Source organism: Mesorhizobium koreense (genome assembly GCF_031656215.1).
GTDB lineage: Bacteria > Pseudomonadota > Alphaproteobacteria > Rhizobiales > Rhizobiaceae > Mesorhizobium_L > Mesorhizobium_L koreense.
On sequence record NZ_CP134228.1, the window covers coordinates 3,938,958 to 3,962,711 of the forward strand.

The window sequence follows — 23,754 nt, forward strand, 5'->3', positions numbered from 1 at the left end:
TTTGCCCGGTTTTCGCCCGGTTTTCGCCAAAAGGATAAGGACCGGGCGTCAGTCCGCCGTTACGCGCCGATCCCTGAAGCGCAGGAAGCAGATACCCAGCAATCCGAGAACCGCGACCGGAAGGACGATTCTCACCAGCACGTCCCAGCCCCAGCCATTATAGACCGCACCCGACATCAGGGATGCAAAGGCGACGCTAGAGAACAGCACAAAATCGTGGAAGCCCTGCGCCCTGCCCTTCTCCTCCGGCGTATAGCACTGCGCGACGATCGAAGTGGCGCCGATGAAGGCGAAGTTCCAGCCGAGACCCAGCAGGATCAGGGCCGTCCAGAATTGCCAGAGATGGATGCCGGACATGGCCACCAGCGCACAGGAAATCAGCAGGACGAAGCCGCTGCCCACGATCGTCGGGGCGCCGAAGCGATAGATGAGCCGGCCCGTGAAGAAGCTCGGCCCGAACATGGCCATGACGTGCCAGGAGATGCCCAGCGTCGCCTGATCCGAGGAGAAGCCGCAGCCGACCATGGCCAGCGGCGCACCGGTCATGACGAACGTCATCAGCGCGTAGGACGCCACGCCGCAGCCGAGCGCCACGGCGTAGCGGGGTTGCGTGGCGATTTGAGCAAGCGTGCGGCCGGAATCGGATCCGGCTCTCCTGGCTACGATGCCGGTTTCCTTGCGCAGGAAAAACAGGATGGCGGCGCCAATCGCCGCCAGCACGATAATGGCGGCGAAGGAACCAGCGAAAGGAACCGGCGCCAGCAGGTCGTGCGTAAAAATCACCGTCTGCGGCCCGATCACGGCAGTGACGATGCCGCCCGCAAGCACGAAGGAGATGGCGCGCGCCTTGAATTCGGGCGGCGCATTGTCGGCCGCCGCGAAGCGGAATTGCTGAACGAAGGCATTGCCACCGCCAACTACAAGCAAGCCGAAGGCGAACAGCCAGAAGCTCGATTGAAAAAGCGCGATGGTCGCGAACAGCCCCCCGAGCGCCGTGAGCAGGGTTCCGGTCATGAAGCCGTTGCGATGGCCGAGCGCGCGAATGACGCCGGCTGCAGGCAGCGCCCCCAATGCAAGGCCGATGCTGTAGCCGGTAAGCGGAGCGGTCGCCAGCGACTTGTCGGCACCCAACATGAAATTGCCGGCCAGTGCGCCCAGCGAAAAGCAGATCGGCCCGCCCGAACCGAGCACGGCCTGCGCCGAAGCCAGAATCAGAGCCGTGCGCCGCGCCTCGTAGGCGGCGGCGACGCTCAAGCGCCCGTCCCCCTGCCCTCGCCGCGTACGCGGCGCGCAACCCGGTCGAGCACCGCGTTGACGAGCTTCGGCTCGTCCTCGTCGTAGAAGGCCTTGGCGATGTCGACATATTCCGAGACGATGACGGCGACGGGCACGTCCGCGCGCTTCATCAACTCATAGACGCCGGCGCGCAGGATGGCCCTGAGCGTCGAATCGAGCCTGGAAAGCGGCCAGTCCTCGGTAAGCGATTGCCCGATGACCGGGTCGATTTCCTTCTGGTGCTCGACCACACCGGACAGGATGGCGCGGAACCATTGCGCGTCCGCCTCGCGATAGACCGTGCCGTCGACCTCCTTGCCGAGGCGATAGGCTTCGTATTCGGCCGCGATCTCCAAGAGGCCAGTCCCGACGATATCCATCTGGTAGAGCGCCTGCACGGCCGCCAGCCGCGCCGTGCCGCGCTTGTTGGCCGGGCGGGTCGCCGGCGGCGTGTCGTCCTTGCCGGCTGCGGGCATAGGCATCAGGCTCCCAGCCTGCGGCGAAGCTCTATCATGGTGAGTGCGGCGCGCGCCGCGAAGCCGCCCTTGTCGCCTTCGTTCGCCCGCGCACGGGCCCAAGCTTGCTCGTCGTTCTCGACGGTGAGGATGCCGTTTCCGATAGCAAGCGATTCCTCGACGGAAAGGTCCATGAGTGCACGTGCCGACTCGTTGGCCACGATGTCGAAATGATGCGTCTCGCCGCGGATGACGCAGCCGAGCGCGACGAAGCCGTCATATTCCCTACCGCCGTCCTCGGCCGCATCCAGCGCGAAGGAAATCGCGGCCGGTATCTCCAGCGCGCCGGGGACCGTCACGACATCATAGGTCGCGCCGGCACGGTCGAGCGCCGCCTTGGCGCCGCCCAGAAGCGCGTCCGCCAGATCGTCGTAGAAGCGCGCCTCGACGATGAGAAGATGAAGTTTCTGCTGGTCGGCCATGCATATCTCCGAAAGAGCGCGTGACTTAGGCCGAACCGTTCATCGGCGCAAGCGCCAGCCAGCCGCCATTGATCGGAATCCCGCCACACTTGTAACTCCCGCTGCCGCAGCACCCGGCGTTAGTCTTCTTCCCGTGACGCAAGAGCAAGCGGAAAGGACAACACGCCATGAAGACCCCACAGATCGTTTCACCGCAAGAGTGGGATGCAGCGCGCGAAAAGCTTCTCGTCAAGGAGAAGGCCGACATGCGCGCCCATGACGCGCTGGCCGCCGAGCGGCGGCGAATGCCGTGGATGGCCGTCGAGAAGACCTACGAATTCGACGGGCCTGACGGCAAGGTCGGCCTGCTCGATCTGTTCGAGGGTCGGCGGCAACTCATCATCTACCGCGCCTTCTTCGAGCCCGGCGTGCATGGCTGGCCGGAACATGCCTGCATCGGCTGTTCGCTCGGCGCCGACCAGGTTTCCAACCTCGCCCATCTGAACGCCCGCGACACGACGCTGGCCTATGCCTCGCGCGCGCCGCAGGCCGACATAAAGCGCCTGAAAGCACGCATGGGATGGGAAAGAATCCCCTGGTACACCATCACCGATAGTTTCGATGCCGATTTCGGCGTGGACGAATGGCACGGTCACAACGCCTTCATCCGCGACGGCGAGCGCATCTACCGCACCTATTTCATCAATTGGCGCGGCGACGAAGCGCTGGGCACCGTCTGGAGCTATCTCGACATGACAGCGCTCGGACGTCAGGAGAACTGGGAGGATTCCCCGAAGGGCTATCCGCAGAGCCCGCCCTACAAATGGTGGAACTGGAACGACAGTTACATCCCTGGCGCCGCACCGGACAAGAAATGGGTGGAAGTGTCGGACGCAGGGGAGGCGGCCTTCCGGAAGTAGAAGGCTGGTCGGATCCCCGAAGAGCTCGAAGGCGGCAGGCATAGATCGGCGCCTGCCGTTTCTTCGGTTTTATGCAACCTTTCTGTTGCCTTTTCGCAGTCAGCGGCTATATGATAGGCAATCAGGAGGTTGCATCATGACCGATCGCATCGAGAAGCATGTCGAACTCAATGCCCCCGTCGAACGTGTATGGCGGGCACTCACCGACTACCGGGAATTCGGCGAATGGTTCCGCGTAAAACTTGAGGCGTCCTTTGCACCGGGCGAAGTCTCACGCGGTCACATAACTTATCCCGGCTACGAGCATCTCGTCTGGGAAGCGACGATCGTGAAGATGGAGAAACCGCGCTATTTCTCCTTTACGTGGCACCCTTATGCGGTCGATCCCAAGGCCGATTACTCCAAGGAGACGCCGACGCTGGTCGAATTCCGGCTGGAGGCTTCCGGAAAGGGCACAAGGCTGACGGTGACCGAATCGGGCTTCGACAAGCTGCCGAAGCACCGGATGCCCGAGGCTATCCGCATGAACGAAGGCGGCTGGGCCGCGCAAATGGAAAACATCAAGGCCCATGTCGAACATTAGGGCCTCCCGGGCAGCCGCCACGGTTCATGCGCCGGCTGCGATTTTCGCGGCGCTCGGCGACCGGACCCGGCTTTCCCTCATCCATCGGCTGAGCGACGGGCTTCCCCGTTCCATCGCCAGCCTGTCCGCCGACACGGCAATCACCCGCCAGGCGGTGACCAAGCACCTCAACGTGCTGGAGGAAGCGGGGCTTGTCGCAAGCAGCCGCATCGGGCGGGAAAGCCGGTACAGTTTCCGGCCTGAGACGATCGAGGAAATCCGCGCCTATCTGGACGAAGTCTCGCGCCAATGGGACGACGCGCTTGGCCGGCTCAAATCATTCGTGGAGAGCTCATAGTGATTAGTTTCGATTTAAGCCAAATCTCGATTTGAGTTCAGCCGCTCGCCTCTGCCAGCCGCGCGGCGTAGCGCGCCATCGTATCGACTTCGAGATTGACGCGGTCGCCCGCCTTTCGCTCGCCCCAGGTCGTGACGGCGAGCGAATGATGGATCAGGAGAACGTCGAAGCGGTTGCCGTCCACATGGTTGACGGTGAGCGAGGTACCGTCGAGCGCGGCCGAGCCTTTCGGGGCGATGAAACGCGCAAGCTCCGCCGGTGCTTCCAGCGTGAAGCGCACGGCCTCGCCCTCGTCCTCACGCGACAGGATGGCCGCCATGCCGTCGACATGGCCGGAAACGATATGGCCGCCCAGTTCGTCGCCGATCTTCAGCGCCCGTTCGAGGTTGATGCGGGTGCCGGCCCGCCAGTCGGCGGCGGTGGTAAGCCGCAACGCTTCCTCCCAGGCCTCCACCTCGAACCAGCGCTGGTTCGAGCCCTGTTCCGGCAGGCCGACAACAGTCAGGCAGACGCCGGCGCAAGCGATCGACGCGCCGATCGCGATCGTCTCAGGATCGTAGGCCGTCTCGACCCTGACATGGACGCCTTTCTTCCTCGGCGTGACGGCCGAAACGGTGCCGATGTCGGTGACGATGCCGGTGAACATCAGGCTTTCCTCACCCATTCGCTGTAGCTGTCCTCGCCATAGCGCGCTTCGCGCGTCAGACGAAAGCCCTCGCGCATCCGGTCCGGCCGGATGGGAGACAGAAGGCCCTGCGGACCGATCTCGCCGGGGCCGACGAAAAGGGCGACGCGATCCACAAGATCCTCGTCGAGGAAGCGGCGGACCGTCTCGGCTCCGCCTTCCGCGATCAGCGTCGAAATTCCGCGCGCGGCGAGGTCTTCCAGGAGTTCCGGCAGGGCGAAGCCGCCATTCGCGGCCTCGGTAGCAAGAAACTGCACGCCCGCACCTTCGAGTGCAGCCCTGCGGTTCCTGTCGCAACCGGCTGCGGCCGCGATCCAGACCGGCACCTCGCGCGCGTGCCTGACCATTTTCGCGTCGAGCGGCAACCGCGTGTGCGCGTCGAGAACGATACGGACCGGAGAGTGTGCCTCCAGTCCGGGCAGGCGGCAGGTAAGTTCGGGATCGTCGGCAAGCGCCGTGCCGATGCCAATCAAAATCGCGTCGGCTTCAGCGCGCATCAGGTGCACTTGCCGACGCGATATCTCGCCAGTGATCACGACTTGACCCACACCCGGAATGCCGATGCGCCCATCGCGCGATACGGCAAGCTTTACGGTTACTTCCGGCCGTTTCCGCGAAGAGCGCATGAGATAGCCGGCCATCAAGTCAGCCGCTCCTTCGGCCAAAACGCCTTCGACGACTTCAATGCCGGCCTTGCGGAGAATGGCATAGCCCTTCCCCGAAACGCGCGGATCAGGATCGCTTGTCGCGCCGACCACCCTCGCGACGCCTGCGGTAACCAACGCCTCCGCGCAGGGAGGCGTCCGCCCATGATGGGCGCAAGGCTCCAGCGTCACATAGGCCGTGGCGCCGCGCGCCCGTTCGCCGGCCTCATAAAGCGCTTGAGGCTCGGCATGGGGGCGACCGCCGACGGCGGTTACACCGCTGCCGACAATGATCGGCCCACCGCTTTCCTCACGTACGATCAGCGTGCCGACGGAAGGATTGGTTCCAGTCAGGCCGAGATGCCGGCGCGACAGGCGGATCGCTGCCGCCATGAAGCGGCGATCGATCTCATCCCTGGCACTGGACGCAGGGGTGGCCATGGCCATCGTTCAGCCGGTGGTCTCGTCGGCCTTCAGTTCGCCGAGCAATTCGTGGAAATCCTTGGCCTCGCGGAAATTGCGATAGACCGAGGCAAAACGGACATAGGCTACATCGTCCAGCGCCTTAAGCGCCTCCATGACCAGATTGCCGATGTCGCCGGCGGGAATTTCCACCTCGCCGGAGCTTTCGAGCTGGCGGACGATACCGGTGACGGCGCGCTCGACCCGTTCGGGATCGACGTTGCGCTTCCTGAGCGCGATGTCGAAGGAGCGTGCCAGCTTGTCGCGATCGAACGGAACCTTGCGGCCGGATTTCTTCACCACCACCAGGTCGCGAAGCTGGACGCGCTCGAAAGTAGTGAAACGTCCGCCGCAATCGGGGCAGACGCGCCGGCGGCGGATGGCCGAGCCGTCTTCCGCCGGGCGCGAATCCTTCACCTGCGTGTCTTCGGACTGACAATAGGGGCAGCGCATGGTTTAGCTCAATTCAGTTGCGGTGCGACTAGGCGCAGATTCGGGAAATAAGTGCGATAGCGCCGAACATCGCGGGTCAGCACGGGAATATCCAGCGCGGCAGCGTGGGCGCCAATGAAAAAGTCCGACAGAACCCCGGTTCGAGTGCCGCCTGCCTTACGGTAGTAGGTATAGGCCTTGGCAGCCAGAAAAGCAGCGGTTCTCGGTATCTCTATTATGCTGACGCCCATCTGCTCAATAAAGCTATCGACCGCCTCGACACTTGCATAACGGGTCGATAGCTCCGCGTAGACAATGGCGTTGATACAGAGCGGCCCCTTGACCGCTTCTTGCTCAACAGCCTGGAGCGACCATTCCGCCCAATGGGAATCCCTGGTCGCCACATCAAGCAGAATGTTGGTGTCGACCAAGATCAATCGTCGTCGCCGCGCCACATCTTCATGATCTCATCCGTAGTCGGTCCCGGCCCCGCATGACCTAGCAGCTTTCGAAACTTGCTTGGCGGCCGCTCGCCATCCGCGCGTTCGAGAACGATGTCGCGGTTGTCGTTGTATCGAAACCGCACTTCGCTGCCCGGCTTGAGATCCAGAAGATCGCGCACGGCCTTCGGAATGGTCACCTGGCCCTTTGTGGTCACTTTCGTGCTCATGGCAGCCTCGGTAAGAATTGTTTTCCTGAAAGTATTACCGAGGCCGATTTGAATCAAGGCCGACGCCCTCACCCCAGATAAGGATAGAGCGGGAACCTTTCCGTCAGCGCCAGCACCTTCTTCTGCACCGCGGTTTCGACCGCCGCATTGCCCTCGTCCGAATTGGCGACCTTCAGCCCGTCGAGAACTTCCGCGATCAGCTTGCCGATCTCGCGGAACTCGGCCTGACCGAAGCCACGCGTGGTGCCGGCCGGCGTGCCGAGCCGGATGCCGGACGTAACGAAAGGTTTTTCGGGGTCGAAGGGGATACCGTTCTTGTTGCAGGTAATGTTGGCGCGGCCGAGAGCGGCTTCCGCACGTTTGCCCGTGGCGTTCTTCGGACGCAAATCGACCAGCATCAGATGGTTGTCCGTGCCGCCCGAGACGATGTCGAGCCCGGTCTCCTGCAAGGACGAGGCCAGCGCCTTTGCGTTGGTCACGACCTCATGCGCGTAGATACGGAATTCCGGCCTCAGCGCCTCGCCGAGCGCGACCGCCTTGGCAGCAATGACATGCATCAGCGGGCCTCCCTGAAGGCCGGGAAAGACAGCCGAATTGATCTTCTTTGCAATATCTTCGTGGTTGGTGAGGACCATCCCTCCCCTTGGCCCACGAAGGGACTTGTGGGTAGTCGTCGTCACCACATGGGCGTGCGGCAATGGCGAGGGATGCGCGCCGCCGGCCACCAGACCGGCGATATGCGCCATATCGACCATCAGATAGGCACCGACCTCTTCGGCGATCTCGCGGAAGCGTTCCCAGTTCCAGAAGCGGGAATAGGCTGTGCCGCCAGCGAGGATCAGCTTCGGCTTGGTCTCGCGCGCCCGCTTCTCGACCGCATCCATGTCGAGCAGATGATCGTCGGGACGCACGCCATAGGAGACGACGTTGAACCACTTGCCCGACATGTTGACGGGCGAGCCGTGGGTCAGATGGCCGCCGGAATTGAGATCGAGCCCCATGAAGGTGTCGCCCGGCTTCAGGAGCGCGAGGAACACGGCCTGGTTCATCTGGCTGCCTGAGTTCGGCTGGACGTTGGCGAAGTTGCAGGAAAACAGCTTCTTCGCCCGCTCGATCGCGAGTTCCTCGGCGACATCGACAAACTGGCAACCGCCATAGTAGCGCTTGCCCGGATAACCCTCGGCGTATTTGTTGGTCATGATCGAGCCTTGCGCCTCGAGCACGGCGCGGCTGACGATGTTTTCCGAGGCGATCAGCTCGATCTCGTGGCGCTGGCGACCGAGTTCATCGCGGATGGCGCCGAAAATCTCCGGGTCGCGTTCTTCGAGCGGTGTTGTGAAAAAGCCGTCGATCTGGCTTGAGACGGCGGTCGCGGTAGCCATGGCCGATTCCTCGCTGGGTGGGGGTGCCGGCCGCCATTAACATACCTGACGGCGCCCTGCCACGGTTCGAGGGGCGAAATTTGCTGGCTGGATTGCGGCAATGGCGCGCGGCGCCCGGGAAGACGCGCGCGCGGCTTTATTCGACGCTCAGGTCGCGCTCGACATCTTCAGTTCCTGCGCCCCGTCGCGTCCATAGATGTCGTCACGGAACTGCACGACGCCCGGGCCGGTCGACCATGCCGTGATGTAGACGAAATGGACCGGCGTCGGGTCGGTCAGTTCCACCGGCGTGTTCACCCCGCTCTTGATCGTGGCTTCCAGCCGCTGGCGATCCCAGCCATCGGTGCCGCGCAAGAGCCAGGAGACGAGATCGCGCACGTTCTGGACGCGCACGCAGCCGGACGAATCGAAACGCATGAGCTGGTTGAAGAGGCCCTGCTGCGGCGTATCGTGCATATAGACGCCGTCGGGGCTCGGGAAGTTGATCTTCACCGAAGCCATGGCGTTGATCTTGCCCGGGTCCTGCCGGAAGCGGTACTTGGTGGCGTCGTCGGTCGACCAGTCGATCGTGGTGGGATCGACTTCCTTGCCGTCCGGCGCCAGAAGGTGAATGTTGTTGTCGGTCAGATAGTTCGGATTCTTGCGCATGATCGGGATGATGTCCCGACGGACGATCGAGACCGGCGCGTTCCAGTACGGATTGACGATGATCTCATTGATCTTGGAATTCAGAAGCGGGGTCTGGCGGTCGATCTTGCCGACGATCGCCGTGTGGCGGGAAACCACCCTGCCATTCTCGACCGCCTCGATCTGCGCGGCCGGGATATTGACCACGACGTACCGTGGGCCGAGGTCGCCCGACATGGAGCGAAGCCGCACGAGATTGGTCTGCAACTGGCCGAGGCGGACATCCGCCGACACGTTCATCGCAGCGAAGGAATATTTGCCCAAAACACCGTCGCCGGGCAGCCCGTGACGAAGCTGGAAGCGCTTGGCCGCCGCATCGACATAGCTGTCGAAGGCGGGAGAGATGCCGGCCTGCTCCGGCAAATCGCCGGAAACCATGAGGCGCTTGCGCAGCACCACCACGGCCGGATCGGAAACGCCGATCTGAAGCTTCTTGTCGGCGGGTACCTCGGGCCAGCCGCCGCTCGCCACGATCTGCTGATATTGCTGGATCGCCATTTCCACGAAGGTCAGCGTCTGCGGGCTGAAGATCGGCAAATTCGTCGCCACCGCGGCACTGCTCTCGGCGCCGCGCGCGTCGAACTGCGTCGACCACGTACCGCGCCGCTGCGCGCCCAGCACCTCATCGATCGCGCTTTGCGCGAAAGCGGCGCTCGACCAGGCGCCTGCCATGAGCGCGCCGGCGCTCGCGAGAAAATGACGGCGATTCGTTTTCATGGTTTTTCCCGACACAATTCCATTCCGGACTGGCGCTTGGGGCCAGCGGGTACCGTAACCGCTATTCAGAAGCACGACCCGCAAGACCGACACACAGACATAGGCTGGTAACGTTAATAAGCTGCCACCGCCCAAGCCTCCCTCAACGCCCGTCCGATTTTCAGGTTCCCCAATTTTCAAACTCCGGGAACCGGTCGGCGATCGGGAAGATATCCAAGCCTTGGATTTCCGCTCTCATCGCAATATGGCGGCAATGCGGCCACGGCCGGGCCGCTGAACTTTATGTGATCGAAACGGCGGCAGCCAGCACGCTTGAGCGGCCGGCTGCGGTCGGTTTGTAGGGCGGCGTTGCGGAAGAGCAACAGCCTGAAGGCCGGATGCCGGGAATTACATCCGATAGGCAATCGTGTCGTTCCAGAAGCGATCCAGGCGCTGGAGGACGCGGTTCATCTGCTGGAATTCTTCCGAATTGATGCCGCCCACCTGTTCGATCGAGCCGATGTGGCGCTCGTAGAGGCCGGAGACGACCTCGGCGACTTCCTGGCCTTTCGGTGTCAGGCTGACGCGGACGGAGCGGCGGTCGATGCGCGAACGCTGGTGGCTGATGAAGCCGAGATCGACCAGCTTCTTCAGATTGTAGGACACGTTCGAGCCGAGATAGTAGCCGCGCGAACGCAGTTCGCCGGCGGTCAGCTCCGAATTACCGATGTTGAACAGCAGCAGCGCCTGGATGGCGTTGATGTCGGAACGGCCGTTGCGGTCGAATTCATCCTTGACCACGTCCAGCAGGCGACGGTGCAGCCGCTCCACGAGCTGGAGCGATTCAAGATAAAGGGAACGGATCGCCTGACGCCGATCGTCGTTTTCCAAAGCGGGCTTCGCCGCCTGACGCGAATTGATCATCTTACTTAGCCTCTCTGTTGACGCCCGGTGATTTTTGTTTTTTTCACCTTGGCCGCACCCTATCGAATACATCTAAAATTCGACTTAAACGCCAAGCTTAACAGGTGCTTACTAGAGATCGTCTTGAAAGAGGACTAATGTGTGGTTAACGCGGCCCGCCGCCTTTGAAAGAAGAGCGTCGCCCGGAAGCCTACATAGACAAGAGCGACGGCGAGGTGGACGATGAGCACCGGATCCAGCCGACCGAAGCGTTGCGGCAGTCCGCCATACATGACCGCTTCGGTCGCGGCACAGATGAACCAGATGACCGGTCCCCAAGACGAGAGCATCCACAGCCCGATGGCGGCAACGGGGAAGAGAACGGCGAGCATCGCGGTGACGACCTGCCATTGCGTCGGCATCAGGTCGAACCGCCAAAGCGAGCCAGGGTAGAAGCCGACCAGCCGCACCCAGTAATAGATGCCGAAAAGCAGGCAGTAGAGCGCCACCAGCCGCTGGAACCATTCGAACGCGATAGCCGTCATGGACGGACCGGCGAAGCGGTTCTCGTGCGGGTCGTAGGTCACAACACCAGTTCCCGGTCTCCGAGCGGTGCGAAATAGGCCTCGATATCCTCTGGCCTGACCGCATCGAGCGTGGCGGGAGACCATTGCGGCGTCGAGCCCTTGTCGATGAGTGCGGCGCGGATGCCCTCGTAGAAATCGTGGCCGGTCAGCATGCGGTTCAGGATACGAAACTCCATCCTCATGCATTCGTCCATGGAAAGCGTGTGGCCGGCCGCGATCTGCCGGAAGGCAATGGCAAGGCTGGTCGGCGAGCGCTTCGCGATCGTGGCGAGCGTCTCGGCGGCGAACGGTTCGTCGGCTGCGGCCTGCTCGAGACTTGCCAGGATTTCCCGCAGGCTGGGCTTCGAGAAATGCCGTGCGATCGCATGGACCACTTCAGTCGGGGTCTCCCGCGGCGCGGCACGAAAAACCTCCCGCAGGGCAGAGCCCGCATCGCCTGTATCGCAAAGATGTTCCAGAAGTCCGTCGAGATATTCCGACGAGACCGTGTGGGTGGCAAGGCCCGACCAGAGCGCGTCGCCATAGCGGATGCGGTTTCCTGTGAGGCCGAGATAAAAGCCGAAATGGCCGCCAAGATCAGGCAGGACATGGCTGCCGCCGACATCCGGGAAGAAGCCGATGCCGACCTCCGGCATGGCGAAGACGGCGTTCTCAGTCATCACGCGGTGCGAGCCATGGACGGAGACGCCGACGCCTCCCCCCATCACGATGCCGTTTATGAGCGCCACATAAGGCTTCGGATAGCGTTCGATCCGCGCATTCAGCCGATACTCGTCGGCGAAGAATTCGTATTTCGGCCGCCCTGCCCTGCCCGCTTCGTATACGTCGAGGATGTCGCCGCCTGCCGAGAAGGCGCGGCCCTCGCCCTTGATAACGACGAGTTCGACGGCGCGGTCCTTCTCCCACGCGGCAAGCGCGGCGGAGAGTGCCTTGACCATGCGGTGGTTGACGGCGTTGAGGGCCTTCGGCCGGGTCAACGTCGCGACGCCCGCCTTGCCGATGCGTTCGAAGCGGATGTCGTCGCCGCCGCCAAAATCCATCGTCAGGAGAATCCCTCGTTCACCACCCCTTCCGAGTGCTACGCACGACGTGCCCTATCGTCAATGCCGCGGAAACCTTGCCAAGCGGGTTCATCTGCGGTTTGGATTGACGTTCAAAAGGCTCCTGTGCCCCCATGACGCGACTGTTCGGCCTGGCCCTCCTCTTCATAGCCTTGACCTGGTCCCTGACCAGCCGGGCGGCGGAGCCCGATATTGCCGGGCTCTACAAGGCTGGAACCATCGTCACCGGGACGCGCGAGGAGACCCGCCTGAAAGGCTTCGAGGATTGCCTGCGTTCGGTGCTTCTGAAGGTCTCGGGCGACCAGCGTATCCTCGACGACCCCCGCCTCGCTCCTGTTCTCGCGAAAGCTTCCGACTATGTGACGGCCTATCACTACCATGATCGCATGTCGGGCATCCCGACCCATGACGAACAGGGCACACGCGACCGGCCTTTCGACCTCGCTTGCGATTTCTCGCGCGACAAGGTCGATGCCGCGCTCACATCGCTCGGCCGGAGACCGTGGCTCGAGCCGAGGCCGCGGATCGCGCTTTTCGTCTCGGTGCGCAATGGCCCGGCCGCCTTCGTGCTCGCCGCGGACGATCGCGAAAGCGCGATCATGCGCGAGGCTTTCACCGAAGCGTCCGACGCGCTGGCTATCCCTGTCTTCTTCCCGAAGAAGCGGGACCTCCGGCGGATCGGCCTGGACGCCGGGACGTTGCCCCGGACCAACATGGCTGTGTTCGATGCCTTTGCCGGTGAGATCGGCGGCAGCCGGGCGCTGGCGGGCTCGATCATCTGGAGCGACAGGAACCTCGGCTGGATCGCCGAGTGGCGGTTCTTCGACGGGACGGGCACCGCGATATGGCAGGTCCGTGCGGCAAGCTTCGACAAGGCCTTCCAGAACGCGATACGCGGCGCGGCGCAGATCCTGTCGGGCAACGGCGATCCGGCGCCGAAATAGGCAGGGCCTTTCCGCCGCAAACCGTCGCATTGGTGCTTCGGCCTGAAAGTGCTAGAAGCCGGCCAAGGAGCCAGGATCAGGACCCAGCCATGAACAAGTTCAGCCGTGAGTTGCCTGCAGGCAGCAGAAGCGTCGACGAAATCACCGGGGGACGCCGCCTGCGGCGCATGCGCAAGACCGACTGGTCGCGCCGGCTGGTGCGCGAGAACCGGCTGACCGTCGACGATCTGATCTGGCCGCTCTTCCTCATCGACGGCGAAAACCGGCGTGAGCCGATCGGGGCGATGCCGGGCGTGTTCCGCCTCAGCGTCGATGTCGCCGTGCGTGAGGCGGAACGGGCGGTGAAGCTTGGCATACCGGCAATCGCCACCTTCCCGAACGTTGACATGGCGCTGCGCGACGAGACCGGTTCGGCGATCCTCGATCCCGACAACCTGATCAACCGCGCCACCCGCGCGATCAAGGATGCCGTGCCCGAGATCGGCATCATCACCGATGCGGCGCTCGACCCCTTCACCAGCCACGGCCATGACGGCATCCTGAGAGAGGGCATCATCGTCAACGACGAGAGCGTCGCGCAGGTGACGGCCGCTGCCGTCCTGCAAGCCGCCGCCGGCGCCGACATCGTCGCCCCGTCGGATATGATGGACGGCCGCATCGGTGCCATTCGCGACGCGCTCGACGCGAACGGCTTCCAGGACGTGGCGATCATGGCCTACGCGACCAAGTTCTCCTCCGCCTTCTACGGCCCCTATCGCGAGGCTATCGGCACCAAAGGCGTGCTCAAGGGCGACAAGAACACCTATTACCTCGACCCGGCCAATGCGGACGAGGCGGTGCGCGAGGCCGAGCAGGATCTCGCTGAGGGCGCCGACATGCTGATGGTGAAACCGGGGCTCCCCTATCTAGATATCGTCCGCCGACTGAAGGACGAATTCGCCGTGCCGACCTTCGCCTACCAGGTGTCGGGCGAATATTCGATGATCAAGGCCGCCGGGCAGAACGGCTGGCTGGACGGTGAGCGGGCGATGATGGAAAGCCTGCTTTCCCTGAAGCGGGCCGGTTGCGACGGTATCCTGACTTATTTCGCGGCCGAGGTTGCGGAACGGCTGAAGGCGTAGTGTCCGCTACACCGTGACCAATTGCCTGCCAGCATTGGCAAGCGGCGTCGTCACGCCTGACAGCATCGTCTGGACATAGCCGATATTCTGGTAGCGGCCGTTGAGCGAGATGCGCGGCAGGGCGCGAAGGTGCCGGGCGTGGCCGGGCCGGATCAGGCCATGCCTTGTCGTGACCGCAGACGCGAAGCCGGCTTTCCTGGCGAGTTCCACTTCCCTTCGGCCGACCGCGGACGGAAAGCCGTAGGGAAAAGCCATGTGGCGCGGTTGCTCTCCCGTCGCATCCGCGATCCTGACCGCGGCGTCCGCCATCTCGGAAAGCGCCTGATGTTCGGAAAGCCGCTTCAGATTGAAATGGTGGACCGTGTGCGCCCCGATGGTGACCAGCGGATGGCGCGCGATGCGGGATATCTCCTTCCAGCTCATCACATTGTTTCGGCCGGGCTTTGCATCGATCCCGGCCTCTCTCGCCATGCCGCGCACGACATCACGCTGATCTTCTTCGGAAATATCCTCCGACAAGCACTTCATAATCCTGCAGAAACTGTCCCGCTTGGCCGCTTCCGTCCGACAGTCGAATTCCACCGACGCGCCATTGCAGTCAAGCCGCACGGTGTCCGCCTCGGTCACGATATCCTCGAGCAATTCCCACCAGACATCGGCGACGCCCTCGACCAGACCAGGCGCCACATAGACGGTGATCGGCGCGGCGTGCCTCTCCAGAACCGGGAGCGCCTCGACAAGATTGTCGCGGTAGCCGTCGTCGGCGGTGATCGTCGCAAACCGCGATCCGGACGGAGGCTTGCGGATACGCGCCAGCGCCTCGTCCATATCCACGAATGTGTAACCCATCCCCTTCATCAGGGTCAGGACTTCATCGAGGAAGCCGGGGGTGATCGTCAGGTGCGCGTTCAATCCGAGCGGCTTCGGTGCGCTGTCCGAAACATGATGGAGCATCAGGATCGCGCCCAGCCCACCCATCAGCGGCTTGGCGAGCGGCGCGATGCCGCTGTAGCGCGCCATGTTCATGGCAAGCTTCCGCAGGGCCTCGTTCCTGTCGATCATTCCTTCACCTTTTGCGGCTAGGAGTAGCGCCATGCGGTGCAAAGTCCGCTCGTGGCGCGATGCTAGCGCACGAAGGATTGAGGTATGGTTGACACGACGGAGCGCTTTTTCGCGGGCCAGACGGCGCACGGGCACGCGGCGCCGGGAGATAAGCATGCTTCCGGGCCGATAAGTTTCTCCGTCGAGCCTGTTTCCTCTTCCACCATCGACGCCTATTCGCAGCTTGCCGATTCCACGGTTGCAGCGCCGCCGCAGCGCGCCGAATGGCTGGCTGCCTGGGCAGGAAACGTCAATTCGGACTGCGTATTCGTTTCCGCCTTGCAAGGCACCGACCCCCTCTTCGCCATGCCGCTCGAGGTGGTGCGGGAAGGCCTTTGCCGGACCGCCCGCATACCGGGCGGAAGCCATGCCAATGGAAGCTTCTTTCCGACCATGCAGGCATTCCAAAGCCGGCCGGATACAGGCTTGCAACTCACAGCCGCCTTCCGGGCGCTGGCAGCGGCACGGCCCGACATCGACATGATCGCGCTCGAGCGGCTGTCCCCTTGCCTCGACGGGCTCGACAATCCACTCCGCGCTCTGCCTCACTCGGACAGTCCGAACCTCGCGCTCGCAGCCGATCTTACCGGCGGCTTCGAACCGCTCGTCGATCGCATGAGCGGTAAGCGGAAGCGCAAAAAAATGCGCGCCCAACTGCGTAAATTCGAGGCGGCGGGCGGTTATCGCCTAATCCGGGCGGAGACGCCAGAGGAAGCCGGGCGATTGCTTTCGGCCCTGTTCGCGATGAAACACGAACGTTTTCGCAAGATGGGCGTGGCCGACGTCTTCGCGCCGCCTCAAATCACGGCATTTTTCCAGGATCTCTTCACCGTTGCGGCAAAGGACGGCACGCGTCGGTTCTTCCTCAGCGGCCTCGAAGTCGGAGGCAAGCTCAGGGCCGTCTCCGCCTGCAGCCGAACCAGGGGCCGGATCATCTGCGACTTCGCCGCCTTCGCGGAGGACGAGCTTTACGCCGCAAGCCCGGGCGAGTTCCTCTTTTTCCATGACATCGAGGTGGCCTCCTCGGAAGACATCAGCCTCTTCGACTTCAGCGTCGGCGACGAACCCTATAAGCGTGCCTGGTGCGAGGTCGAGACAAGGCAGTTCGATGTTTTCTTCCCGCTTACCGCGAAGGGACATGCCGCCACCGCCATGAGGCGTGCGAAGGCGCGGGCGAAAGGCATGATCAAGAACAATCCGCTTGCGTGGCGGCTGGTACGCATGGCACGCGCCGGTAGCGCCACCAAATCCGCGCCCGCTGAAAACGACTGAATTGAGGGTCCTACGCCGGCCCGAGTTCGGGGTCGGCTGGAGTTCAGGCAAAAACGCCTTGAGAGATCACGCGGCGCTTCGGTCCGGCACCGGCGGATGCGGCGGCAGATGGCCAGCCGGCGTGACCAGCATGAGGTCACCGTAACCGCTCGCTTCCAGCGCCGCTGCCGTCTCGGCGACGCTCGCGTCCTCGGATTCGATGACGCTCACCAGCACTTCCGCGCCGTCCGATACGAGGCGGCGGATGCTCGCCGCTTCGGCAGGGCCGCACTCAACGACCACGACGTCGTAGGCGGTCGTCAGCGAATTGAGGATGATCGGAAGACGGTCGACGGCGCGCATGGCGCGTTCCGGGTCAGCCGTGCCAACCGGCATGACGTGGCAGTCCGAGTAGAGATCGACATGGATGACGTCGGTGAACTGGGCTTCCGCGGCAAGCAGATTGGTGACGCCAGGATAGGAATTGCTCTCCAGCATCGGCGTCGAGGCCGCGCCCGAGGACGTCAGGTCGAGCAGGAGGACGCGCAAGCCTGCATCGGCTACCTCGCGCGCCACCATCACTGAAGCGGCCGCAGCCTCGTCGCCCTCCGGCGATACGAAGATCGCACGCGAAGCGCCGCCGGCGATCAGCTTCTCCGCGGCGCGCTCGACGGAAACTTTCGAAATGCCTGCTGCGTGGGCGGTCTCGCTCTCCGCCGAGGGAACGGCTGCGGGAGAAAACGCCGGATCGTCGCGCCGTGACGGGCTGCCAGGCATCGCGACTTCCTCTACCGGGCCGAACCCGGTTCCGCGCGCCGGCCGCATCGCACGACCCGAGAAAAGTTCCTGCAACAGCGTAATCACCGCCATGATAAGGAGCGAGGCGATGAAGGCGGCCACGACGATCGGGATACTTTTCGGGAAATAGGGAACGGCGGGCACCGTGGCGCGCGAGAAGATGCGCGCATCGACCGGCAGGTAGTCGCGATCCCGCCGCGACGACGCCTCGCGATAGCGCGTCAGATATGATTCGAGGAGATCGCGCTGGGCGGTGGCCTCGCGCTGGAGAGCCCGCAATTCGACTTCCTGCTTGCCCGCCCGCGAGGATTCGGCCTTGGCCTTGTTCAGGTCGGCGAGAAGCTGCTGCTCGCGCAATTTAGCCGTATCGGCCTCCGTGTTCAGGCCGGCAAGGACCTTCTCCGCCTCGGCGCGGATCTGCCGGTCGAGGCCGGCGAGTTGCGAGCGAAGCGCCTTGATACGCGGGTGGTTGGGCAGGAGCGTTGTCGAAAGCTGGTCGATATTCGCCTTCAGTTGCACCTGCTGCTCGCGTAGCCGCTGGATAAGGCCGGACGAAAGCACATCGGGCAGCGCATCGAGCGATCCGCCGCTTGCGAGCGCCGCCTTGACGCTGAGCGCCTTCGCCTCCGCCGCGGCGCGGTCGGCACGTACGCGCGACAGTTCGGTCGCCATCTGCGAAAGCTGTTGGGTGATCAACGCCGAGTTGTTGTCGGCGAGGAACAGGTCGGAATGCGCCCGATAATCCGCGACCTTCGCCTCGGCATCTTTCACGCGCTTGGTCAGGTCCTTGATTTCCGGCGCCAGCCAGCTCGTCGCGTCGCTGTTCGATTCAAGCTTCGCGTCCTTCTGGACGGCAATATAGGTTTCCGCGATGGCGTTCGGCACCGCCGCCGCTAGCTTCGGGTCCGCCGAGGAAAAGTCGACGACGATGACGCGCGATTTCTCGACGCGATAGACCTCCAGCCTGTCGCGCATCGCCTGCAGCACGCGCTCTTCGGCCGGTATCTCGCTCGGGTCGCTCTTCAGCCCCGCCAGCACGAGCACCCGGCCGATCGGGCCGATCTCCCCGCCATCGTTGAACTCGTCGCGCGAAGCGAGATCGAGCTGCTTGGCGACCTTCTTCAGGACTTCCGTCGAGGAGATGACCTGCACCTGGCTGGTGACGCCCTCCTCGTCGAGCACGGGCGAATTGGCGTTCGACGCCGGGTCGGGCTGCGTGAAAACGGATTCCCGTGTCTCGATCAGGATTCGCGTCTCGCCCTTGTATTTCGGCGTGGCGAGCCACGCGAACGCGAAAGCGATCGCGGTAATGATCAGAGCGGCGAAAAGGATGCGCGGCCAGCGCCTGGCCAGGCTCGAGAAGAGCGCGCCCAGATCGACATCGACATCATTGGCGGCGGATCGGATACCCGGCATCAAAGCAACTCCAATGCAGAGCCGGACGCTAGACCGATTATGGTAACCACCGCGTTAAGATACGCGTAAGGAAGCGTTAACCGCCCTCGGCGTCTGCCGAACCCGTAGAGCGGCATCACAGGCTTTTACGTGCCGTTAACCTTAACAGGACGATAAGACCACAGCACGGGGGTCGCGTCCGATCCCGCAGCCACAGGTGCATGTCCGGCCATGATGCGCTTTCTTCCGATCCTTTGCGCTGTTCTCTCCGCCCTCCTCCTGGCGGCATGTTCCAGCTACCAGCCTGCTCCGGCTGCCTTCCACGCCTCGCTCGGAAAGCCGTATCTGCTCGATTCCGGCGACCAGATCCGCGTGACCGTCTTCGGCCAGGAAGGGCTGACGAACACCTATAGCGTCGATCAGGCCGGCTACATCGCCTTCCCGCTGGTCGGCTCCATTCCGGCACGCGGCTACACCCTCAAGCAGATGGAGGCGGCAATCGCCGCCAAATTGCGCAAAGGTTATCTGCGCGATCCCGACGTCTCGGTCGAGGTGGAGCGCTACCGTCCGGTTTTCATCATGGGCGAGGTCGGCGGGGCCGGACAATATTCCTACGTACCCGGCATGACCGCACAGAAGGCCATCGCCGCGGCGGGCGGCTTCTCGCCCCGCGCCTACCAGGGCAATGTCGACGTCACGCGGACCATCAACGGTAAGGTAATGACCGGCCGTGTACTGATAACCGACCCGCTGCTGCCGGGCGACACGGTCTACGTCCGGGAGCGGCTCTTCTGACCCGGTGGCGAGGGCCACATGGAGACCCTGTGCCCCGCACGCTGCGCATCGTCCACTGCTTCAGGTCGCCCGTCGGCGGGATTTTCCGCCACGTCCGTGACCTGACCGACGCGCAGGTCGCCTCCGGCCACGCGGTCGGCATCATTTGCGATTCGACGACAGGCGGCGATTACGAGGACCGGCTTTTCGACGATATGCGCGACAAGCTCGCGCTCGGCGTCCACCGCACGCCGATGCAACGCCACCTCGGCTTTGGCGATATCGGCGCGGCGCTACGCACCTATGGCCTCATCAGGCGGCTGAAACCGGACATATTGCACGGCCACGGCGCCAAGGGCGGCGCCTATGCGAGGCTGTTCGGGACGCTCCAGCGCCTGTCCGCCCCGCGCCCCGGCCGGTTCTATTCGCCGCATGGCGGCAGCCTGCATTATGACGGCAGGACGACGGCCGGGAAATTCTTCTTCACCCTCGAACGGGTGATGGACCGGCTAACCGACCACATCATCTTCGTCTCGGATTACGAACGCCGAACCTTCCTCAGCGAAATCGGCGAGCCGAAGGCGCATTCGAACCTCGTCTATAACGGCCTCGCGCCACACGAATTCGAACGGGCGGTGCCAGCGGACGATGCCGCCGACTTCCTCTTCATCGGCATGATGCGGGATCTCAAGGGTCCCGACATCTTCATCGACGCCCTGGCAAGGGCGCAGGCAAGGCTCGGAAGGCCGCTCACGGCGGTCATGGTCGGCGCCGGCCCGGACCGCGACAAATATCTGCGCCAGGTCGAGCGGCTGAAACTCGGCGAGCAGGTGCGCTTCCTGGAGCCGATGCAGGCCCGTCAGGCCTTCTCCCTCGCCCGGTCCGTCGTGGTGCCTTCGCGCGCCGAGGCGATGCCCTACATCGTGCTCGAGGCACTTGCCGCCGGTATGCCGATGATCGCGACCGCGGTCGGCGGCATACCGGAGATATTCGGCGCCAATTCATCGGCGCTGGTCAGGCCGGACGCGGATGAACTTGCCGAGCGCATGGCGTCCGCCATCTGCGATCCGATCCGGTTCCGCTCCTCGATGCCGAGCGAAGCAGATTTGCGGGCGCGCTTCGGTGGCGACGTGATGGCACGCGCGATCGAAGAGGCCTATTTTGCCGCGCTCGAACCCGCGGCCTGAAGCGCGGCGGGACCGCTACGCGTCCGCATTGATAAAAACTATACCAATCCTCTCAAAGGTTCATTAGCCGCTTTCTGCTATCTCCCCCGCCGCAGACAGGTGGGCGAGTAAATGAACGAAATCGACCCGGCGCACCGCTTCTCGGTCGGCGCCGTACGCGCCTTCGACGACGATCGCGCTTACGCAGAACGTCCAAGCGGCCTCAACGCAACCGCTCGGCAGATCGCCATCCAGTATCGACAGGACTCGATGTCGCCGGTCATGGTCAGCGGCATGCTGCGGCTGATCGAGTTCGCGCTGATAGTATTGGCGGGGCTGGCCGCCCATACGGTACGTTTCGGCTCTCTGTCGTTTGCGCCTCAATATGTGGGTGTCGTCCTCGTCGGCGCGCTACTGGCGGTCGTCCTGCTTGAATTCGCCGACGCGTATCAGATGGCCACCTTGCGTCGGCCGCTGGCGCATGCGTCCAGGCTCGTAATCGTATGGTCCGGCACCTTCGCGCTGCTGGCGCTTGCCGGCTTTCTCTTCAAAGTCTCGGAAGAATTCTCCCGCTTCTGGTTCGCCGAGTGGTTCGCCGCCGGGCTCGTCACCCTGTTCGTGCTCCGCATCGTCGTTTCACGGCTGATGCGGCGCTGGGCACGAAACGGCATGATGGAGCGGCGCGCCGTCATTGTCGGCGGCGGGCCCACGGCGGAAGGGCTGATCCGGGCGCTCGAGCAGCAGCCCTACAACGACATCCGCATCTGCGGTATTTTCGATGACCGCGACGAGCGCCGTTCGCCCCCGCTCGTCGCCGGCTATCCCAAGCTCGGCAACATCCTCGAGCTGATCGAGTTCGCCCGCATCGCACGCATCGACATGCTGATCGTATCCCTGCCGATGACGGCGGAGACGCGTGTGCTTTCCATGCTGAAGAAGCTGTGGGTGCTGCCGGTGGACATAAGACTGTCGGCCCATTCGAACCGTCTTCGGTTCCGGCCGCGCGCCTATTCCTTCATCGGCTCAGTGCCGATGCTCGACATCTTCGACAAGCCGATCAACGATTGGGATTCGGTGGCCAAGCGTGCCTTCGATATCCTGTTCAGCCTGCTCGGCATCCTGGTCTTCTCGCCGATCATGATCGCCACGGCCATCGCGATCAAGCTCGACAGCAAGGGGCCGGTGATCTTCCGCCAGAAGCGGCACGGCTTCAACAACGAGGTGATCGAGGTCTACAAATTCCGTTCCATGTATACGGACCAATGCGACCCGGCGGCGCGCAATGTCGTGGTAAAGGACGACCCGCGCGTTACCAGGGTGGGCCGCTTCATCCGCCGCACATCGATCGACGAATTGCCGCAATTCTTCAACGCGCTGCTGGGCAGCCTGTCGCTCGTCGGCCCGCGTCCGCACGCGGTCGCGGCGCAGTCGCACAGCAGGCTCTTCAACGAGGTCGTCGACGGCTATTTCGCCCGCCACCGCGTCAAGCCGGGGGTCACCGGCTGGGCACAGATCAATGGCTGGCGCGGTGAGATCGATAATGACGAGAAGATCAGGATGCGCACCGAATACGATCTCGCCTATATCGAGAACTGGTCGCTCTGGTTCGACCTCAAGATCCTGCTCCTGACCCCGGTTCGACTGCTCAATACGGAAAACGCGTATTGAGCGCGATAACCCACGATGTCCCGCATTATGCGGTGAACGCCAAGCTGATCGCGCTGATCACATCGGGCGCGGTGTTCTTCGGCGTTTTCCTGTCGGGCTTCGTCATCGACGAGCCGGCGCCATACGATCTCTACATGGCCGTGCTGATACCGGTGTGGGCGCTCTTCGGCCTCAGGATCTCGCGCGGCATCGCGCCGCTAGTCACTCTCCTGATCCTGTTCGACATCGGCGGGCTGATCGCCATGACGCAGATGGGAGAACTCTACCAGACGCCGTTCTACCTCGCCGTGTCGTTCTTCCTGTCCTTCACCGCGATTTTCTATGCATCCATCACCGAACAGCGGCCCGATATCTATCCGCTCATTTTCACCGCATGGGTCGTGGCGGCACTCGTGACGGCGACGCTCGGCATATTGGGTTATTTCCATGCCTTTCCGGGCGCGGCAATGTTCACGCGCTACGACCGCGCCATGGGCGCGTTCCAGGATCCCAACGTCTTCGGGCCGTTCCTGGCACTGCCGGCGATCTATCTGCTCCACCGCATCCTGGCGGGGCGTCCGCGCAACCTCCTGCTTCTGACTCCTCCCCTGCTCATCATCGCGATGGGCGTTTTCCTGTCTTTCTCCCGCGGGGCCTGGGGCGTGCTGGTGGTCTCCTCCATGCTGCTCACCGCGGCACTCTTCCTGGAGAGCAACAGCGGTCGCTTCAGGCTGAAGATCGTCGTGATGGCGATCCTTGCTTTCGCTATCGTGGCGTTGGTCGTGATCGCGGTCCTCCAGATACCGGGCATGGACGAATTCTTCCGCTCGCGCGCACGGCTCGAACAATCCTACGACGCCGGCCGGCTCGGCCGTTTCGCGCGCTATGGCTACGGAGCGATGATGGCGCTCGAACATCCGCTCGGCATCGGCGCGCTCAATTTCGGGCGCCTCTTCGGCGAGGATACGCACGACATCTGGCTGAAGGCATTGCTCGACTATTCCTGGCTGGGGTTCGCCGCATTCGTCGGGCTTGTGCTTTGGACGCTCGCAGCCGGCTTCCGCATCCTCTTCCGCGACCGGCCCTGGCAGCCCTACCTGTTGTGCGCCTACGTCGTATTCGTCAGCCACCTCGGCCTCGGGACGATCATCGACATCGACCATTGGCGCCATGTCTACATGCTGCTCGGCCTGATCTGGGGCGCCATCGCGCTGGAACAGCGCCATCAAAGGACGATTGCCCGAACGGCACGGCGAGGTTCGACACTGCTTCCCGCTTCCTGAACCGACAGGCGAAGTCCCCTCTTCGGGTGCGCGC

At 63.4% G+C, this 23,754-nt stretch carries 25 protein-coding genes and 1 pseudogene; 11 read left to right on the top strand and 15 right to left on the bottom strand.

What is annotated here, in order from left to right; all coding sequences use genetic code 11:
* Nucleotides 1-48 precede the first annotated feature (48 nt).
* Genes RBH77_RS18820 through RBH77_RS18830 form a run of 3 tightly spaced genes read right to left on the bottom strand, consistent with a single transcriptional unit; the run spans nt 49 to nt 2,212 of the window.
* Nucleotides 49-1,254, bottom strand: coding sequence for an MFS transporter (locus RBH77_RS18820; RefSeq protein ID WP_311029107.1), 1,206 nt, complete (start codon nt 1,252-1,254; stop codon nt 49-51).
* Complete coding sequence (gene nusB / locus RBH77_RS18825) at nt 1,251-1,751, bottom strand: transcription antitermination factor NusB (protein WP_311032609.1); 501 nt, start codon at nt 1,749-1,751, stop codon at nt 1,251-1,253. The genes RBH77_RS18820 and nusB overlap by 4 nt, the downstream gene beginning before the upstream one ends.
* A 5-nt stretch (nt 1,752-1,756) precedes the next feature.
* Entirely contained in the window at nt 1,757-2,212 is a 456-nt protein-coding gene (locus tag RBH77_RS18830) for a 6,7-dimethyl-8-ribityllumazine synthase (RefSeq protein ID WP_311029108.1), read from the bottom strand.
* Nucleotides 2,213-2,379: 167 nt separating this feature from the next.
* Between RBH77_RS18830 and RBH77_RS18835 the strand changes: the two genes are divergently transcribed.
* From RBH77_RS18835 to RBH77_RS18845, 3 genes are all read left to right on the top strand, one after another.
* Nucleotides 2,380-3,111 carry a DUF899 domain-containing protein gene (locus RBH77_RS18835; protein ID WP_311029109.1) on the top strand — a complete coding sequence of 244 codons (732 nt, stop codon included), beginning with the start codon at nt 2,380-2,382 and terminating at the stop codon, nt 3,109-3,111.
* Between the two features lie 136 nt (nt 3,112-3,247).
* A complete protein-coding gene (locus RBH77_RS18840; protein ID WP_311029110.1) occupies nt 3,248-3,694 on the top strand; it encodes an SRPBCC family protein in 447 nt (148 codons plus the stop codon).
* A complete protein-coding gene (locus tag RBH77_RS18845) occupies nt 3,681-4,031 on the top strand; it encodes an ArsR/SmtB family transcription factor (RefSeq protein ID WP_311029111.1) in 351 nt (116 codons plus the stop codon). Before RBH77_RS18840 ends, RBH77_RS18845 begins: the two co-directional genes overlap by 14 nt.
* A gap of 37 nt (nt 4,032-4,068) precedes the next feature.
* Here the strand turns inward: RBH77_RS18845 and RBH77_RS18850 are convergent, their stop codons facing one another.
* From RBH77_RS18850 to RBH77_RS18895, 10 genes are all read right to left on the bottom strand, one after another.
* Nucleotides 4,069-4,677: a riboflavin synthase gene (locus tag RBH77_RS18850; protein ID WP_311032611.1), complete on the bottom strand. Its 609-nt coding sequence runs from the start codon at nt 4,675-4,677 to the stop codon at nt 4,069-4,071.
* On the bottom strand, nt 4,677-5,807 hold the full coding sequence (ribD, locus tag RBH77_RS18855) for a bifunctional diaminohydroxyphosphoribosylaminopyrimidine deaminase/5-amino-6-(5-phosphoribosylamino)uracil reductase RibD (RefSeq protein ID WP_371832803.1): 1,131 nt from the start codon (nt 5,805-5,807) through the stop codon (nt 4,677-4,679). Before ribD ends, RBH77_RS18850 begins: the two co-directional genes overlap by 1 nt.
* Nucleotides 5,808-5,810: 3 nt before the next feature.
* Entirely contained in the window at nt 5,811-6,275 is a 465-nt protein-coding gene (gene nrdR / locus RBH77_RS18860) for a transcriptional regulator NrdR (RefSeq protein ID WP_311029113.1), read from the bottom strand.
* A gap of 8 nt (nt 6,276-6,283) precedes the next feature.
* A complete protein-coding gene (locus RBH77_RS18865; RefSeq protein WP_311029114.1) occupies nt 6,284-6,691 on the bottom strand; it encodes a type II toxin-antitoxin system VapC family toxin in 408 nt (135 codons plus the stop codon).
* Nucleotides 6,688-6,924 (bottom strand): AbrB/MazE/SpoVT family DNA-binding domain-containing protein, encoded by a 237-nt coding sequence (locus tag RBH77_RS18870; protein ID WP_311032612.1) that lies wholly within the window; start codon nt 6,922-6,924, stop codon nt 6,688-6,690. Before RBH77_RS18870 ends, RBH77_RS18865 begins: the two co-directional genes overlap by 4 nt.
* A gap of 68 nt (nt 6,925-6,992) precedes the next feature.
* Nucleotides 6,993-8,306, bottom strand: coding sequence for a serine hydroxymethyltransferase (gene glyA / locus RBH77_RS18875; protein ID WP_311029115.1), 1,314 nt, complete (start codon nt 8,304-8,306; stop codon nt 6,993-6,995).
* A gap of 147 nt (nt 8,307-8,453) precedes the next feature.
* Entirely contained in the window at nt 8,454-9,710 is a 1,257-nt protein-coding gene (locus RBH77_RS18880; protein WP_311029116.1) for a L,D-transpeptidase family protein, read from the bottom strand.
* Nucleotides 9,711-10,097: 387 nt separating this feature from the next.
* Nucleotides 10,098-10,613, bottom strand: a complete 516-nt coding sequence (ldtR, locus tag RBH77_RS18885) for a transcriptional regulator LdtR (RefSeq protein WP_311029117.1) — start codon at nt 10,611-10,613, stop codon at nt 10,098-10,100.
* 134 nt (nt 10,614-10,747) lie between these two features.
* Nucleotides 10,748-11,137 carry a DUF6163 family protein gene (locus RBH77_RS18890; RefSeq protein ID WP_311032614.1) on the bottom strand — a complete coding sequence of 130 codons (390 nt, stop codon included), beginning with the start codon at nt 11,135-11,137 and terminating at the stop codon, nt 10,748-10,750.
* Nucleotides 11,138-11,175: 38 nt separating this feature from the next.
* Nucleotides 11,176-12,219 (bottom strand): enoyl-CoA hydratase/isomerase family protein, encoded by a 1,044-nt coding sequence (locus tag RBH77_RS18895; protein WP_311029118.1) that lies wholly within the window; start codon nt 12,217-12,219, stop codon nt 11,176-11,178.
* Between the two features lie 134 nt (nt 12,220-12,353).
* Between RBH77_RS18895 and RBH77_RS18900 the strand changes: the two genes are divergently transcribed.
* Together RBH77_RS18900 and hemB are read left to right on the top strand one after the other, a co-directional pair.
* Entirely contained in the window at nt 12,354-13,184 is an 831-nt protein-coding gene (locus RBH77_RS18900; protein WP_311029119.1) for a DUF8605 domain-containing protein, read from the top strand.
* A gap of 89 nt (nt 13,185-13,273) precedes the next feature.
* Complete coding sequence (gene hemB, locus RBH77_RS18905) at nt 13,274-14,305, top strand: porphobilinogen synthase (RefSeq protein ID WP_311029120.1); 1,032 nt, start codon at nt 13,274-13,276, stop codon at nt 14,303-14,305.
* A gap of 6 nt (nt 14,306-14,311) precedes the next feature.
* Here hemB and RBH77_RS18910 read toward each other — a convergent pair whose 3' ends face one another.
* On the bottom strand, nt 14,312-15,367 hold the full coding sequence (locus RBH77_RS18910; RefSeq protein WP_311029121.1) for a polysaccharide deacetylase family protein: 1,056 nt from the start codon (nt 15,365-15,367) through the stop codon (nt 14,312-14,314).
* A gap of 84 nt (nt 15,368-15,451) precedes the next feature.
* Between RBH77_RS18910 and RBH77_RS18915 the strand changes: the two genes are divergently transcribed.
* Complete coding sequence (locus RBH77_RS18915; protein WP_311029122.1) at nt 15,452-16,678, top strand: GNAT family N-acetyltransferase; 1,227 nt, start codon at nt 15,452-15,454, stop codon at nt 16,676-16,678.
* Between the two features lie 66 nt (nt 16,679-16,744).
* Here RBH77_RS18915 and RBH77_RS18920 read toward each other — a convergent pair whose 3' ends face one another.
* Nucleotides 16,745-18,871 carry a GumC family protein gene (locus RBH77_RS18920; protein WP_311029123.1) on the bottom strand — a complete coding sequence of 709 codons (2,127 nt, stop codon included), beginning with the start codon at nt 18,869-18,871 and terminating at the stop codon, nt 16,745-16,747.
* Nucleotides 18,872-19,081: 210 nt separating this feature from the next.
* On the opposite strand from RBH77_RS18920, the gene RBH77_RS18925 reads away from it, so the two are divergent.
* The 5 genes and pseudogenes from RBH77_RS18925 (at nt 19,082) to RBH77_RS18940 (ending at nt 23,720) form a co-directional block, all read left to right on the top strand.
* Nucleotides 19,082-19,645, top strand: a complete 564-nt coding sequence (locus RBH77_RS18925) for a polysaccharide biosynthesis/export family protein (protein ID WP_311029124.1) — start codon at nt 19,082-19,084, stop codon at nt 19,643-19,645.
* Nucleotides 19,646-19,674: 29 nt separating this feature from the next.
* Nucleotides 19,675-20,175: pseudogene (locus RBH77_RS24025) on the top strand (glycosyltransferase); the annotation flags it as partial.
* Between the two features lie 84 nt (nt 20,176-20,259).
* Nucleotides 20,260-20,811, top strand: a complete 552-nt coding sequence (locus RBH77_RS24030; protein ID WP_371832886.1) for a glycosyltransferase family 4 protein — start codon at nt 20,260-20,262, stop codon at nt 20,809-20,811.
* Between the two features lie 111 nt (nt 20,812-20,922).
* Nucleotides 20,923-22,458 (top strand): undecaprenyl-phosphate glucose phosphotransferase, encoded by a 1,536-nt coding sequence (locus tag RBH77_RS18935; protein WP_311029126.1) that lies wholly within the window; start codon nt 20,923-20,925, stop codon nt 22,456-22,458.
* Nucleotides 22,455-23,720 (top strand): O-antigen ligase family protein, encoded by a 1,266-nt coding sequence (locus RBH77_RS18940; protein WP_311029127.1) that lies wholly within the window; start codon nt 22,455-22,457, stop codon nt 23,718-23,720. Before RBH77_RS18935 ends, RBH77_RS18940 begins: the two co-directional genes overlap by 4 nt.
* Nucleotides 23,721-23,754: the final 34 nt, after the last annotated feature.